This is a genomic window from Ralstonia sp. GX3-BWBA (genome assembly GCF_003290055.1).
Taxonomy (GTDB): domain Bacteria; phylum Pseudomonadota; class Gammaproteobacteria; order Burkholderiales; family Burkholderiaceae; genus Ralstonia; species Ralstonia holmesii.
This window is the reverse complement of sequence record NZ_QMKS01000024.1, coordinates 340,266-353,542: the sequence shown is the minus strand read 5'-3', so window position 1 is coordinate 353,542 and position 13,277 is coordinate 340,266. Positions and strand designations below refer to the sequence as shown.

Genomic DNA, 13,277 nt, shown 5'->3' with positions numbered 1-13,277 from the left:
CATGGTTTCCCGACGTCAATTTCTCGGCGGCACGGGCGCGGCCATGCTGGGCGCGGCGATGGTCTCGCGCGCCGGTGCGGCCTCGCTGCCTGAAGCGCCGCTGCAATCGAAGCCCGCCACACAGCCGCCGCTCGCGCCGCCAAACGGCCGGCCCTACAACCCCGTCGTCACGCTCAATGGCTGGACGCTGCCGTGGCGCATGCGCGGCGGCTGGAAGGAGTTCCACCTCGTGGCCGAACCGGTCGAGCGCGAATTCGCGCCCGGCATGACGGGCCACCTGTGGGGCTACAACGGCCAGAGCCCCGGCCCGACGATCGAATGCGTGGAAGGCGATCGCGTGCGCATCTTCGTCACCAACAAGCTGCCCGAGCACACCACGGTGCACTGGCACGGCATGATCCTGCCCGCCGGCATGGACGGTGTGGGCGGTCTCTCGCAGCCGCACATCCCGCCCGGCAAGACCTTCGTCTACGAGTTCGAGATGAAGAAGTCCGGCACCTTCATGTACCACCCGCATTCCGACGAGATGGTGCAGATGGCGATGGGCATGATGGGCTTTATCGTCGTGCATCCGAAAGACCCGGCGCAGCATCGTGTAGACCGCGACTTTGTCTTCCTGCTCGCCGCGTACGACATCGACCCCGGTTCATACACGCCCCGCGTGGCCCAGATGACCGACTTCAACATGTGGACGTGGAACAGCCGCGTCTTCCCCGGCATCGACCCCTTGCCCGTACGCCTTGGCGATCGCGTGCGCATCCGCATGGGCAACCTCACGATGACGAACCACCCGATGCATCTGCATGGCCACACCTTCGAAGTCGCCGGCACCGACGGCGGCTGGGTCCAGCCCAGCGCGCGCTGGCCGGAGGTGACGACGGACATTGCTGTGGGCCAGATGCGTGCCATCGAGTTCATCGCGGATAACCCTGGCGATTGGGCTTTTCATTGCCACAAGTCGCACCACACGATGAACGCCATGGGGCACAACGTGCCGACCATGATCGGCGTGCAGCAGAAGGATCTCGCCAAGAGGATGAACGCGCTGGTGCCCGACTACATGGGCATGGGTCAGGCCGGCATGGCCGACATGGGCGAGATGGAGATGCCCCTGCCCGACAACACGCTGCCGATGATGACGGGGCAGGGCCCATTCGGCGCCATCGAAATGGGCGGCATGTTCACGGTGATGAAGGTGCGACGCGATCTGCCGCGCAACAGCTATGCAGACCCCGGTTGGTACAAGCACCCCAAGGGCACTGTCGCCTACGAATACACCGGCAGTGGCATCGACGACTGAGCAATGCCGGAACCCACATCCAATACGAGCCCCAACATGCAACGCTATCTGATCCGCTCCACCCTCCTGGCCGTGCTGATGTCGACGGCCGCCATCGCTCACGCATCCGGAAGTCACGCCGGCGGGCATGACCATGGCGACGCAGCCATCGGTGAACCCGGCGACGCCGCCCATATCACACGCACCGTGCGCGTCGACATGACCGACACCATGCGCTTCACGCCCGCGCAGATCACGGTGCAGCGCGGCGAGACAATCCGCTTCGAGGTCGCCAACAGCGGCCAGGTGCGGCACGAGATGACGCTTGGCACGCCGGCTGACCTCGTCGCCCACGCCGAGCAGATGCGCAAGCACCCCGAGATGGAGCACGACGACGGCAACGCCGTCACCGTTGACCCAGGCCAGCGCGGCGAGATCGTCTGGCACTTCACGCGCACCGGCTCCGTTGAGTTTGCCTGTCTGCAGCCCGGACATTTCGAAGCCGGCATGCGCGGCGCCGTGCAGGTGCGCGGCAACAAATCCTGATCTCTCTCCAGCCACGTCTTTCGACAAGGAGCCCACTATGTTTCGTCATGCCCTGATGCTGACCGCGCTGCTGGCCGGTGCACCGTTTGTTCACGCGGCTGGAGATGCCCCTTCCGCCCCTGCGGCTACCGCTGCCGCCCCAATGTCAGAAGGCGAGATCAAGAAGATTGACACCGCCGCCGGCAAACTGACCATCAAGCACGGCCCGCTTGAGAACCTCGGTATGGAACCCATGACGATGGTCTTTCGAGTGCAGGACCCGGCCACGCTGACCAAAGTGCACGTTGGCAGCAAAGTGCGCTTTGTCGCCGAGAAGGTGAACGGCGCATTGACTGTGACGGCGTTGGACGCGCAGTAACACGAAGGCGGGCGGACTGCCGTCTGCCCGCGCAATCGATGCCGTGGGCGGGCGGCTCGGGGCCAAGAAACACAATGCGCTGAAAGATACTTACGGTAAAGTGAGGGCCGCTGCAGATGCGAGTGGCAAGCTGAGTCGATGTGCTGCCTGATAGGAGATGCACGATAGACCGTACCGTGCGTCAGCGGCGAGCAGGAAGCGGATCGTGCGCCACTTGAATCTGCGTGTTGGGGGCTGAAACATTTCGCTCGAAGAGCGACGCCCTGGGTTTAATTTCCGCGGCATCTTTTGGTTCATGCGTCATCTCAAATACCGCTTGAGCAGAGTCTCTGCAAAAAAATTCTGGTATTACTTTTCGAATGCTTCAAGCCATTTCCTGGCCCGCGCTACCAAAAATGGAAGAGCTGAGGCGCTTCTGAAAAGAAAAGGTGGCCACGGGGGCATGCAGGACGTCATTGATCGATTGAGTTATTACAACTCGATTTCGGAGTCATTCGACCCGAGCCGCAATGCCGTGGAGTATTCGAACTTCTTGTTGAAATCCTCAACAAGCACCATCGTCGACAAGGATTGTGAAATAGGAAGCACCTATTTTTATGATCTTGTCGACTTGATGGATTATTTTGGTCCGGGCTATTGCTTTGACTACGACTGCGGCGACGTCACTGCCGAGCCGAATCACCCGGCGTTTGTGAAGAGCCGTCCCATCAAGAGCAGCTCCCATAACGGGGTTCTCTTGAAGTTGGACGCCATCCGGCATTTTTCGCTGGCACGCGACACGATCGATTTCCACGACAAGAAGCCCATGGCGGTTTTTCGTGGCCCTTGCCATCAGGAACATCGCAAAGCGTTTGTCGAGCGCTGTCACGACTTGGCAAACGTTGACATCGGCGACACTCGAAAATCGGAACTTGGGAAGGTGACTTACAAATCGCCCATGACGATTGCCGAGCAATTGCAATACAAGTTCATTGTGAGCGTCGAGGGAAACGATGTTGCGACGAATCTCAAATGGATCATGTCCTCCAATTCGCTTTGCTTCATGAGGCGGCCTCGTTATGAGACGTGGTTCATGGAGGGGAGACTGATTCCGGATGTGCATTATATTTTGCTGAAGGACGATTATTCTGACCTTCAGGAAAAAATGGAGCATTACCGGAAGCACCCTGGCGATGCACTGGCGATCGTTCGCAACGCCAATCGATGGGTGGCGCAATTCATGAATCGCGATCAGGAGCGCTTGCTCGGTTTGATGGTGATCGCAAAATATTTCCGACTGTCGGGCCAACAAGCCTTTTGGTAAAGCCCGACCAGGACAACGCGCATTGCGTTTGATCCTGAGCAGGCCAGTCGTGGGGCGGGTCTGCAACGCATACGGCGGCGCGTTACACTCGTTGTCTTTCGCCGTCTCCGTACGCTTTTTCCACCATGTCCGCGTCTGCCCCCACCGCTACCCACGCCCACCCGCTTTCCGACGAGCAGCAAGCCTTCTTCAAGGAGCACGGCTACGTCGTGTTGCGCGGCTTCGTGAGCCAGCAGGTGAGCGCCGCGTTGCTCGCGGCCGCGCAGGACGGGCTGGCCCGCGCCGCAGCGCCGGTGGAGCTGGAAACCGACGTCGGCTATGCCGGGGCACCGCTCTCGCGCGACGCCGAGGGGGGCCAGACCGTGCGCCGCCTGCTCGACGCCGATTCACGCGGCACACCTTATACGGAATGGGCGCGCGACCCACGCGTGGCCGGCGCGATTGCGCAACTGATTGGCAGTCCCGTGCATCTTTCTCTCGCGCACCACAACTGCGTGATGACCAAGCACCCCGCGTTTGGCACCGCCACGCATTGGCACCGCGACAGCCGCTACTGGTCGTTCGCTCGCAACGAGCTGGTGTCGTCGTGGCTGGCCCTGGTGGAAGAGACGGTCGACAACGGCTGCCTGTGGGTGATTCCCGGCAGCCACACGCTTGAGCTGCCTGCGGACCGGTTCGACGCGAAGCTGTTCCTGCGCCAGGAGCTGCCAGAAAACCGTGCGCTGATCGACACCGCGCGCCCCGTGCCTCTGCTGCCCGGCGATGTGCTGCTCTTCCACTGCAACACCTTCCATGCGGCCCGCGCCAACCAGACAGGCGCCGTCAAGTTCTCGGCAGTGTTCACGTACTACGGCCCCGATAATCATCCGCTGCCTGGCACGCGCTCGTCTGCACGGCCAGATCCGCTGGTCGGTTGAGGTGCGCCCTCCCCCATTTGTAGGTGAGCGGCGGACAGATTTGTGTCACGTGCCTTTGCTAAGGTGGTCTCCCAACGATCACGAACGGGGGAACCACAATGGCGATTCAGGAAGTGACACATGGAACGCATGTCATCGTCGTTGATCCGCTGCAACGCGACGATCATCGGTGGACGGCCCGTTTCCAGGTCTGTCGCGCCGGCCACATCGTGTGTGACTGGGAAGACATTGAGATCCCGGAGGGCTTCATCTCCGCTCAGCTTGCCTTGAGTGCGAGTGTGCTGCTTGCCGAGCACCGCTTGTCGAGCTTGCAGCATTAGCACCACCCACAAAGCGCCCGCCGACCCCGCGGGCGTTTTGGTCAGCACCTCTGGCGTGATTCCTCCAAGCTGCTGTGATGCGCTCATCGCCCGCAAGCGCCCGTTTGCGCCGCGGTATTCGCACTTCGTCGCATCCGCGCTGACTGCCACGAAGTCTGCGCCTACATTGCCTCCTGACCGCCGGCCTGCCAACGCATCGCCGGCCCCTCAGGAGACGCTCATGACTGCCATGTTTTCTCTGCCGCGCCTTGCGCTGGCCCTGACGCTGACAGCACTTGCCGCAAGTGCATCCGCCGCCACCCTGACTGTGGTGGTGGAAGGCGCACAAGGGCGCCAAGGCGCGGTGCGTGCGGCGATGTTCCGCGACGCTGCGGGCTGGCTCAAGCCCGATTCGGCCATCCGGGCGGACATCGCCGCGCTCGATAGCGTGTCCGGCGCAAGCGTCACCTTCGTGTATCCGGATTTGCCGGCGGGGCGCTACGCGTTGTCGGTCTTCCATGACGCCAACAACGACGCGAAGCTCGGCACCAACCCGGCCGGCATTCCCGTCGAGCCTTACGGTTTTAGCCGCGATGCACGCGGCCGCTTCGGCCCGCCCGCATTTGACGATGCTGCCATCGACGTGCAGGGCGACCAGCGCGTGACGATTCACTTGCATTGATGTTGAGCGAGGCCCCGTCATGCAACGCCGATCCTTCATTGCGGCCTTGGGCGCCGCACCGTTTGGCTTGACTCTGACCGATGTAATGGCCGCCACCCCGGACCCGTGGGCTGCGGGGTTTGCAGCGGCGCGCGCGCAGTATCCGTGGCTGGCGGGTTATCAGGGCGTCAGCGCCGACATGCCGACTCGCGCGCTGAAAGTGGAAGGCAGGTTCCCGCCCGCGTTGCGCGGCGCGTTCTATCGAAACGGCCCAGCGCGGCATGAGATCGGCGGCGTGCGTTACCACCATCTGTTCGATGGCGACGGCATGATCCAGCGTTACGACATCAGCGAGCAGGGCGTAACGCACAGCGGCGTGTTCGTGCGCACTGACAAGTTTGTCGCCGACACCGCCGCCGGCCGGCCGTTGCGCGCGACGTTCGGCACCGCCAACCCCGACATGGAGCCGGTTGCTTCGCCCGACAGCATCAATGTGGCCAACACCAGCCTGGTGATGCATGGCGACGAGATGCTTGCGCTGTGGGAAGGTGGCTCGGCCACGCGCGTCGATCCGGATTCACTGCGCACGCTGGGCGTGCAGACCTGGCGCGACGACTACAAGGGCATGCCGTTTTCCGCCCACCCCAAGGTCGAACCCGACGGCACGCTATGGAATTTTGGCGTGAGCAGCGCGGCCGGTCTGCTGACCGTCTACTGCGTGGGCGCGGACGGGGCGCTCAAGCGCGTGGAATCGGTCAAGGTTCCGCACGTGGCGATGGTGCACGACTTTGCCGTGACGCAGCGCCACCTGGTGTTTCTGCTGCCTCCCTTCGTGTACGACGTGGAGCGCTCGCAAGCAGGCATGTCGTTTCTGGATTCCCATGTCTGGCGGCCGGAGCTGGGCATGCGTGTGCTCGTGCTCGACAAGGACGATGCCACGCGCATGCGCTGGCTGCAGTTGCCGGCGGGCTTCGTCTTTCATCTCGGCAATGCATGGTCGTCGCCGGATGGGCTGGAGGTTCATCTCGATTACATCCGCTCGGACGATGCCGCGGTCGTCACCACGTCGCTGCGTGAATTGATGCGCGGGCAGATTCGTCCGTCGCCCGGCGCTCGCCTTACGCAAGTGCAGTTGAACCTGCGCACTGGCCGCACCGAGCAGTTCAGCACCGAGCATGTGGCCGAATTCCCCAAGATCGACATACGCCGCACCGCGCAGCGTCATCACGCGTTGTTCATGGTGGCCCACACGGCGCCTTCGTCCAGCGGCAGCCCCCAGTCGCTGAACGGTTTCGACACCGTCATGCGCGTCGATGCGGATTCGGGGCGGGTGCAACAGTACCGTTTTGGGCACCGCACGCTGGTGGAGGAACACGTGTTCGTGCCGGCCTCGGCCAGCGCCCGTGAAGGCGAAGGCTGGCTGATCGGCACGGTATTCGATGTGGACGCCGGCTGTACCAGACTGACGGCGTTCGATGCACAGAATGTCGCCGCAGGCCCTGTCGCCATGGCAAGCCTGAACGGCGTGGCGCCGCTCGGGCTGCATGGGCTGTTTCGCGCGGCTTAACCGTGGTGGCGTGTCAGAGCGGGTGCGTCAGCAGGCCGTAGATCGTGCGCACGCCGCTGACGTAGTTGCCCATCCGGAGGTTCTCATTGGCAGCGTGCTGGTTGTTATCGGCATTGACCAGGGGAATGATCGTGAACGGCACCTGCAGCACGCCGACGATTTCTGCGGTGGGCACGGTCCCACCCATCATGCGGATGCGAACCGGCGCTGGGTTGGCACCAAACGTGTCGGTCAGGGATTTGTAGGCCCATGTGCCCACTGCCGAGTCGATCGGTGAGCCCGCAGCGTCTGCACCTTCGCTCTGATACGTGAAGGTGGCCAGTTTGTCGTAGCGGCTGCGCTCTTCATCGGTCGGGGCATTTTTTACGAGGTGGTAGCCCTGGCGCTCGACGTGCTGCTCGATCAGCTTGCCGAGGTAGGCCGCGCTGGAGTCTGGCGTGGTTCGCAGGTCGAGCTCTGCGACGGCCTTGTCGGGCACGATGTTCGCCACCTTGTCGCCCACGGCCGCAGACGCCATGCCACGCACGTTCAATGACGGGTACTGCATCGCCTCCTGGTAATTGGCGCCGACCTTGTCGGCATGCGCAATGCCCAGGCGCTTATTGAGCGCCACCTGGTCGTCGGGCACGGCCGCCATGATCTTGCGGTCAGCGTCGCTGATCTTCACGTGGTCGTAATAGCCCGGCACCGTCACCCGACCCTCGTCGTTCTTCATCGATGCCAGCAGGTTGGCCAACTGCTGGGCCGGGTTGCGAGCGTAGTTGCCGTAGTGCCCGCTGTGCAGCGGCACCTTGCCGCCATAGACGGTGAGCCTGGCTTCGGCCGCGCCGCGGTTGCCAAAGACCAGGGTCGGTCGGTTGCTCGCGTGCATGGGGCCGTCGTGGATGACGATGGCGTCGCAGCGCAGCAGCTCGCGGTTTGCCTGCATCACCTTGCTGATCGACGGCGAGCCTTTCTCTTCCTCGCTGTCGAGAATGATCTTGATGTTGACGGCGGGCTGGGCCCCGCTGGCCTTCAGTGCGTCAACGGCCGCCAGCATCATCATGATCGGGCCCTTGTCGTCGGCAGACGATCGGCCGAAGACACGCCATTCCGGATCGAGCGGGCCGCTGAACAACTGCGCGGAGTCGATCTCTTCCCAATTGCCCTGAGCGGTCTTGTGCTTGAGCACGGGTGTCCACGGACTCTTCTGCGCCCACTGCGCGGGAATCACGGGCTGGCCGTCGAGGTGCATGTAGAACAGCACCGTCTTCCGGGCAGCATCCGGGTTCGGCATTTCGGCATAGAGCATTGGCTTGCCATTGTTTGCCAATTGCTTGGTCGTGAAGCCACGCTTGCGGAACGCCTGCTCCAGCCAGTCGACATTCTTGCGAACGTCTTCCGGCGCGATGGCGTCGTTGGGCAGGGAGAGCAGTTGAAAGTATTCGCGGTAGGTTGTCTGGGCATGGCGTTCGGCGTCTGCCGCAGAGAGTTCAGCGGCACCGGCCAAGCCGGCGGCACCCAACATGAGAGCCGGCACCAGCGCCCGAAGGCGATGGGATGCGCGGGACGTGGCAGGTTGACGGGCTGCGAGCTGAAGGTGCATCTGGACACTCCGCTGATCGAACGGTTTCGCATGAGTCTGGGCACGCCCTACCTTTTTGACCATTAGAATTTTCTTGGGATATCTTTGCGTTTTCTGCAAAGCAAAAGGGCCTCGCGCCCACGTCGCCTATGCCATCTCATCGCCTGCAGGAGACGTCCCTCCGCTATTTTCTGGAGGTTGTGCGCAGCGGCTCATTGACGGAGGCGGCCGCGCGCCTGCACGTCAGCGCATCCGCCATCAGCCGGCAAGTGGCGATGCTTGAAGAGCTGCTGGGCGTGCCGCTGTTCGAGCGGCAACCGCGTGGCATGACGCCCAGTGCAGCAGGCGAGCTGCTTGCCGCGCATGCACTGCGCGGGGCGTTGGAGGCAGAGCGCGTGGTCTCTGATATTCAGGGCCTGCAAGGGCTGCAGCGCGGGCGCGTGCGCATTGCGTGCTCCGATGGGTTTGCGATTGAGTTTGTTCCACGCGCCATCGTGGCGTTTCGCGAGCGGCATCCTGGCATTCAGTTCGACCTGCGCGCGGACGAGCCCATGCGCGTGACCGAAGCGGTCCTGCGTGGCGACGTTGACATTGGCTTGACGTACAGCCGTGCCGCCGTGCAGGGCATTTGCGTGGCATATCAACAGCGCGGCTCGGTGTTTGCCATCATGCGGCCCGATCACCCACTGGCGAAGTTCAACAGCGTGACGCTTGCGCAGATGCACCCGTTTCCGATTGCGCTCTCGGGGCCCGACAACACGGTGCGCCAACTGTTCGACATGGGCTGCAGCCATCGCGGGCTCGTGTTCGAGCCGGTGCTCGTCAGCAATCGCTTCGATGGGCTGTTGAGTTTCGTGCTGCACGGCGGCGGCTTGGGCATCGCGGGGGAAATCACGGTGCGCGAGCGCGTACAGCGCGGTGAGCTGCATGCCGCGGAGATTCGCGAGCGCGGCATGCGTGGGCGAACAGTGGAGCTGCAGACCCTGGCGGGCCGAACGTTGCCCGAGGTGGTGCGCGTTTTTCTGGACTTCCTGCGCGAAGCGCTGCCGGAGCAGCGCCCGCACTAACCCGCACCAACCCGCACCAACCCGCACCAACCCGCGCTATCGGAACGCAGGCTCGTCAAAGCTGCGCAGCTTGCGCGAGTGCAGCGCTTCAACGCCGTTTTCGCGCAACAGGCGCACGGCCTCCATGCCGATGTCCAAGTGCTGGCTCACACGCTGGCGATAGAACAGATTGGCCATGCCGCGCAGCTTCAGCTCGCCGTGCAGCGGCTTATCCGACACGCACAGCAGGGTGCCGTAGGGCACGCGCAGGCGGAAGCCGTTGGCGGCAATGGTCGCGCTTTCCATGTCGATGGCAATGGCGCGCGACTGGTTGAAGCGGCTGTACAGCGCCTGGTACTTCAGCTCCCAGTTGCGGTCGTCGGTAGAGACCACCGTGCCGGTGCGCATGCGCGATTTCATATCGGCGCCAGACAGCCCCGTGATGCGCGCCACAGCCTCCTGCAACGCCACCTGAATCTCGGCGATGGGCGGCACGGGCACCCACGGCGGCAGGTCCTGGTCGAGCACGTGGTCGTCGCGCACATAGGCGTGCGCGAGCACGTAATCGCCCAACTGCTGCGAACGGCGCAAGCCGCCGCAGTGGCCGATCATCATCCAGCAGTGCGGACGCAGCACGGCCAGATGGTCGGTGATGGTCTTCGCGTTGGACGGGCCCACGCCGATGTTCACCAGTGTTACGCCCAGGCGGTCTTCGCGCACCAGGTGGTAGGCGGGCATTTGCGGCAGGCCCTTGATGCGGTGCGAGTCGTCCGGCGCGGGCGTGCCGAGTTCGTGTTCGGTGTCGCCGGGCTCGACAAAGCGGATGTAGCCCTCGTCGTTGCCGTCTTCCATCAGCTTGCGGCCGAGGGCGGCAAACTCATCGACGTAGCGCTGGTAGTTGGTGAACAACACGAAGCGCTGGAAGTGTTTCGGGTGCGTGGCGGTGTAGTGGTACAGGCGCTGCAGAGCCAGGTCGACCCGCTCGCCGGTGAACATCGACAGCGGCTGCGGTTCGTCGCCGATGGGGCGGTACGTGCCGTTGGCAATGGAGTCGTCGATCTGCGCGAGGTCGGGCAGCGTAAACGCACCGCCCAGCGCACGCGCCTGTTCGGGCGTGATATCCACGGTGGACGCTTCCACCACGAACGGCAGCGGAATCGGCCGGTTGCTCACGCCCACCACGACGGGGCTGTTGTGATAGTGCAGCAGCCGTTCGATCTGCACGCGGTAGTAATCGCGGAAGAGGTCGGGCCGCGTGAGCGTCGTACCGTACACGCCCGGATACGCCACCGTGCCCCACGCCGGCCGCGCGTCGCTCACCAGCGTTTTCGGGTCGACGGTGATGCCGAGGTAGGGGTAGCAGGCGGAGAGGTCTTCGCTGCAATCCTCGCCACGCGCAAAGGCGTGGAAACGATCGCGGATCGCTTGCGCGGAGCGCTCGTAGATGGCGGTGATGCGCTCGACGGCGGTGTTGGCGTCGGTGCAGATCGCCAGGTCGTGCGCAGGATAGAGATGGGCTGTGGCGCGGGTATCGGTCATGTGTTCGATGATACCGACGTTTTGTGAAGCCAAGATAGCGGTGTCGCTCAAGTCACGGCATCTGAAACGGGACGTTCGCGCCAGGGCAAAAACGTTGCCCGGCCGGCCTGTGGCAGGGGTCGTCCGGAGGGCTTGACGGCCCCCATTTTTGCGACGCTCCAATCCCCCTCTGCATCGCGGGAAAGCGCAGCACGGCCTCCGCGCCCAATACCCAAAAAACACGGTGCGCATGACACCTCCGAGCTTTTCGGCAGTCAGCGCGAAGGTGATTTCTACGCCGCGCAAACGAATTCCTCGGCAGCTCGATATGCACCTCTCAGCACGCACAGGCCGCGCCATGCGCCGCAAAGCCGCACGGGCCTTCAGTTTTTACATTTCCTGCCGATGGGAGGGGAAGGTGATCGGGTGCGCACCACGCAGTCAATCACACGGCAACAGTGGCCGATACACTGCAAGAACAACGGACGAACGGGGAATACACGTGGACCAACAGGCTGGCGTCGTCATTCGCCGGCATCGCCATGCGCGCTGGACGTGCCGATCATGCTGATCGCTGCACTGGCTTGCGCTGCACTCGTTTCGATCGCGCTGATTGGCCTCTCATGGCCCCGCCGCGATGACACGGAGGTCTCCGCCTTCATGCTGTTGGCGCTCGGTACCGCGCTCTGGAGCGGCGCGCGCCTCATGGAAGTCGTCAGCTTCGACATGCCCGTGCGCGTGGGCTGGGCCAAGGTCGCCTATCTCGGGATCATGATGGTGCCGGCCGCATGGCTGCGCATGGTCGTGGGCCTCATACGGCCAGAACTCAATGCATTGCTGATGGTGCGCGTTGGCTGGGTGCTGGCGCTGCTGGTGGCCGCTGGCTTCATCGGGCTGGTCGCCACCAATGAGTTGCACCATCTGGTATGGCTCGATGCGCGTTTCGTCGTCATCGACGGCATACGGGGCGCAGTGTTCGAGCACGGGCGCATGTTCTGGGTGGCCACCGCCTACAACTACGTGCTGCTGGCCATCAGCCTTGTGCTGTTGGTGTTGCCCATCGACGAAGTCACCTCCGGGCTCTATGTGTCGTCGCGCACGCAGGTACGGCTGGCGCTTGTCATCGGGCAACTGCTGCCGCTGGTGACGCATCTTGCCTATCTGCAGCATTGGACGACGGCGCTCGGCGGCGATCTCACACCCGCCACGTTTGCCGTCAGCACAGCATTGCTCGGCTGGATCGTCTTGCGGCCGCGCTTGCGCGATACGGCCGCTTATGCTCGCGGCAAGATCATCGAATCCATGCGTGATGGTTGCATCGTGCTCGCCCGCGATGGCTCCATCGCCAGCATCAACGCCGCCGCGCGCCACCTGTTGCCGACTGCCAAGGTGCATGCAATGCCGCCCGCCGTGCTGAACGTGGCCGGCATCCTGCGCGAGTTTGAGCGTACGCGCCTGCCCAACCGCCATCAGGTCTGGCTGCCCGACACGGGCCGCACGCTGGAAGTCACCCTCGAAGGCTTAAGTGACGCGCGCGGCCGGCATGCCGGCGTTTTCCTGCTGCTGCGCGACGTGACGGTCGAGCAGTTGCAGCGTGCCGGCATGGCCAGCGCCCAGGATGCGCTGCGCGGCGAGCTGCAGCGAACGCGGGCCTTGCTCAGCGTGCTGGAGAACGACGTCAACCGCGACGCACTCACGCAGCTGTTCAATCGCCGCTTTTTTGAAACGCAGGCCCCGCGATTGTTCGACCACGCCCGCCGCGACAATCGCCCAGTCACGCTGGCGCTGTTCGACATCGATTGCTTCAAGCAATACAACGACACCTACGGCCACCTGCGCGGCGACGATTGCCTGCGCATGGTGGCCGACACGCTGGGCACGGCGTGCCGCCACCCCGATGACTTCATTGCGCGCGTGGGCGGCGAAGAATTCGTCGCCATGCTGTTTGACCTGGATCGCGACGAGGCCCGACTGGCCGTGGCGCGTGCCGTGGCCATGGTGGCCGAACGGGCCGAACCGCACGCGGCGTCCGTTGCCGTGCCGTACGTCACGCTGTCAGCGGGCGCCGTCACCCTCACGCCCGCCGACGAACCCCTAGACGTACTGTTGGAATGGGCCGATGCGGCGCTCTACGATGCCAAGCGCAGCGGGCGCAATACGTTCCGCTTTCATCAGAGCCCGCCGGGGCTGCGGAGTGTTGCGGGCGGGGAGTAGGCCGC

At 63.7% G+C, this 13,277-nt stretch carries 12 protein-coding genes; 10 read left to right on the top strand and 2 right to left on the bottom strand.

What is annotated here, in order from left to right; translation table 11 throughout:
- Position 1 precedes the first annotated feature (1 nt).
- From DOD19_RS24190 to DOD19_RS24155, 8 genes are all read left to right on the top strand, one after another.
- Positions 2 to 1,300, top strand: a complete 1,299-nt coding sequence (locus DOD19_RS24190) for a copper oxidase (RefSeq protein ID WP_112188617.1) — start codon at positions 2 to 4, stop codon at positions 1,298 to 1,300.
- A 36-nt stretch (positions 1,301 to 1,336) separates the two neighbouring features.
- Positions 1,337 to 1,825: a cupredoxin family protein gene (locus tag DOD19_RS24185; protein ID WP_112188615.1), complete on the top strand. Its 489-nt coding sequence runs from the start codon at positions 1,337 to 1,339 to the stop codon at positions 1,823 to 1,825.
- A gap of 37 nt (positions 1,826 to 1,862) precedes the next feature.
- Complete coding sequence (locus DOD19_RS24180) at positions 1,863 to 2,183, top strand: copper-binding protein (RefSeq protein ID WP_024978255.1); 321 nt, start codon at positions 1,863 to 1,865, stop codon at positions 2,181 to 2,183.
- A 295-nt stretch (positions 2,184 to 2,478) separates the two neighbouring features.
- Positions 2,479 to 3,486, top strand: coding sequence for a glycosyl transferase family 90 (locus DOD19_RS24175; RefSeq protein ID WP_112188613.1), 1,008 nt, complete (start codon positions 2,479 to 2,481; stop codon positions 3,484 to 3,486).
- Positions 3,487 to 3,611: 125 nt separating this feature from the next.
- Positions 3,612 to 4,403 (top strand): phytanoyl-CoA dioxygenase family protein, encoded by a 792-nt coding sequence (locus tag DOD19_RS24170; RefSeq protein ID WP_024978257.1) that lies wholly within the window; start codon positions 3,612 to 3,614, stop codon positions 4,401 to 4,403.
- Between the two features lie 98 nt (positions 4,404 to 4,501).
- Positions 4,502 to 4,723, top strand: coding sequence for a hypothetical protein (locus DOD19_RS24165; RefSeq protein ID WP_024978258.1), 222 nt, complete (start codon positions 4,502 to 4,504; stop codon positions 4,721 to 4,723).
- Positions 4,724 to 4,943: 220 nt separating this feature from the next.
- Complete coding sequence (locus DOD19_RS24160) at positions 4,944 to 5,384, top strand: DUF2141 domain-containing protein (RefSeq protein ID WP_112188611.1); 441 nt, start codon at positions 4,944 to 4,946, stop codon at positions 5,382 to 5,384.
- 19 nt (positions 5,385 to 5,403) lie between these two features.
- A complete protein-coding gene (locus tag DOD19_RS24155; protein WP_112188609.1) occupies positions 5,404 to 6,930 on the top strand; it encodes a carotenoid oxygenase family protein in 1,527 nt (508 codons plus the stop codon).
- A 13-nt stretch (positions 6,931 to 6,943) separates the two neighbouring features.
- Here DOD19_RS24155 and DOD19_RS24150 read toward each other — a convergent pair whose 3' ends face one another.
- Complete coding sequence (locus DOD19_RS24150; RefSeq protein WP_112188607.1) at positions 6,944 to 8,578, bottom strand: M20/M25/M40 family metallo-hydrolase; 1,635 nt, start codon at positions 8,576 to 8,578, stop codon at positions 6,944 to 6,946.
- Positions 8,579 to 8,643: 65 nt separating this feature from the next.
- Between DOD19_RS24150 and DOD19_RS24145 the strand changes: the two genes are divergently transcribed.
- Positions 8,644 to 9,561, top strand: a complete 918-nt coding sequence (locus DOD19_RS24145) for a LysR family transcriptional regulator (protein WP_024978262.1) — start codon at positions 8,644 to 8,646, stop codon at positions 9,559 to 9,561.
- Positions 9,562 to 9,597: 36 nt separating this feature from the next.
- On the opposite strand, the gene DOD19_RS24140 is transcribed toward DOD19_RS24145, so the two are convergent.
- A complete protein-coding gene (locus tag DOD19_RS24140) occupies positions 9,598 to 11,079 on the bottom strand; it encodes an AMP nucleosidase (RefSeq protein ID WP_024978263.1) in 1,482 nt (493 codons plus the stop codon).
- Positions 11,080 to 11,622: 543 nt separating this feature from the next.
- Between DOD19_RS24140 and DOD19_RS24135 the strand changes: the two genes are divergently transcribed.
- Entirely contained in the window at positions 11,623 to 13,272 is a 1,650-nt protein-coding gene (locus DOD19_RS24135) for a diguanylate cyclase (RefSeq protein ID WP_024978264.1), read from the top strand.
- Positions 13,273 to 13,277 lie beyond the last annotated feature (5 nt).

What these genes read in the sequence shown, in the direction of transcription:
- DOD19_RS24190 (WP_112188617.1), top strand. Translation starts at nt 2, where the DNA reads ATGGTTTCCCGACGTCAATTTCTCGGCGGCACGGGCGCGGCCATGCTG.
- DOD19_RS24185 (WP_112188615.1), top strand. Translation starts at nt 1,337, where the DNA reads ATGCAACGCTATCTGATCCGCTCCACCCTCCTGGCCGTGCTGATGTCG.
- DOD19_RS24180 (WP_024978255.1), top strand. Translation starts at nt 1,863, where the DNA reads ATGTTTCGTCATGCCCTGATGCTGACCGCGCTGCTGGCCGGTGCACCG.
- DOD19_RS24175 (WP_112188613.1), top strand. Translation starts at nt 2,479, where the DNA reads ATGCGTCATCTCAAATACCGCTTGAGCAGAGTCTCTGCAAAAAAATTC.
- DOD19_RS24170 (WP_024978257.1), top strand. Translation starts at nt 3,612, where the DNA reads ATGTCCGCGTCTGCCCCCACCGCTACCCACGCCCACCCGCTTTCCGAC.
- DOD19_RS24165 (WP_024978258.1), top strand. Translation starts at nt 4,502, where the DNA reads ATGGCGATTCAGGAAGTGACACATGGAACGCATGTCATCGTCGTTGAT.
- DOD19_RS24160 (WP_112188611.1), top strand. Translation starts at nt 4,944, where the DNA reads ATGACTGCCATGTTTTCTCTGCCGCGCCTTGCGCTGGCCCTGACGCTG.
- DOD19_RS24155 (WP_112188609.1), top strand. Translation starts at nt 5,404, where the DNA reads ATGCAACGCCGATCCTTCATTGCGGCCTTGGGCGCCGCACCGTTTGGC.
- DOD19_RS24150 (WP_112188607.1), bottom strand. Translation starts at nt 8,578, where the DNA reads ATGGTCAAAAAGGTAGGGCGTGCCCAGACTCATGCGAAACCGTTCGAT.
- DOD19_RS24145 (WP_024978262.1), top strand. Translation starts at nt 8,644, where the DNA reads ATGCCATCTCATCGCCTGCAGGAGACGTCCCTCCGCTATTTTCTGGAG.
- DOD19_RS24140 (WP_024978263.1), bottom strand. Translation starts at nt 11,079, where the DNA reads ATGACCGATACCCGCGCCACAGCCCATCTCTATCCTGCGCACGACCTG.
- DOD19_RS24135 (WP_024978264.1), top strand. Translation starts at nt 11,623, where the DNA reads ATGCTGATCGCTGCACTGGCTTGCGCTGCACTCGTTTCGATCGCGCTG.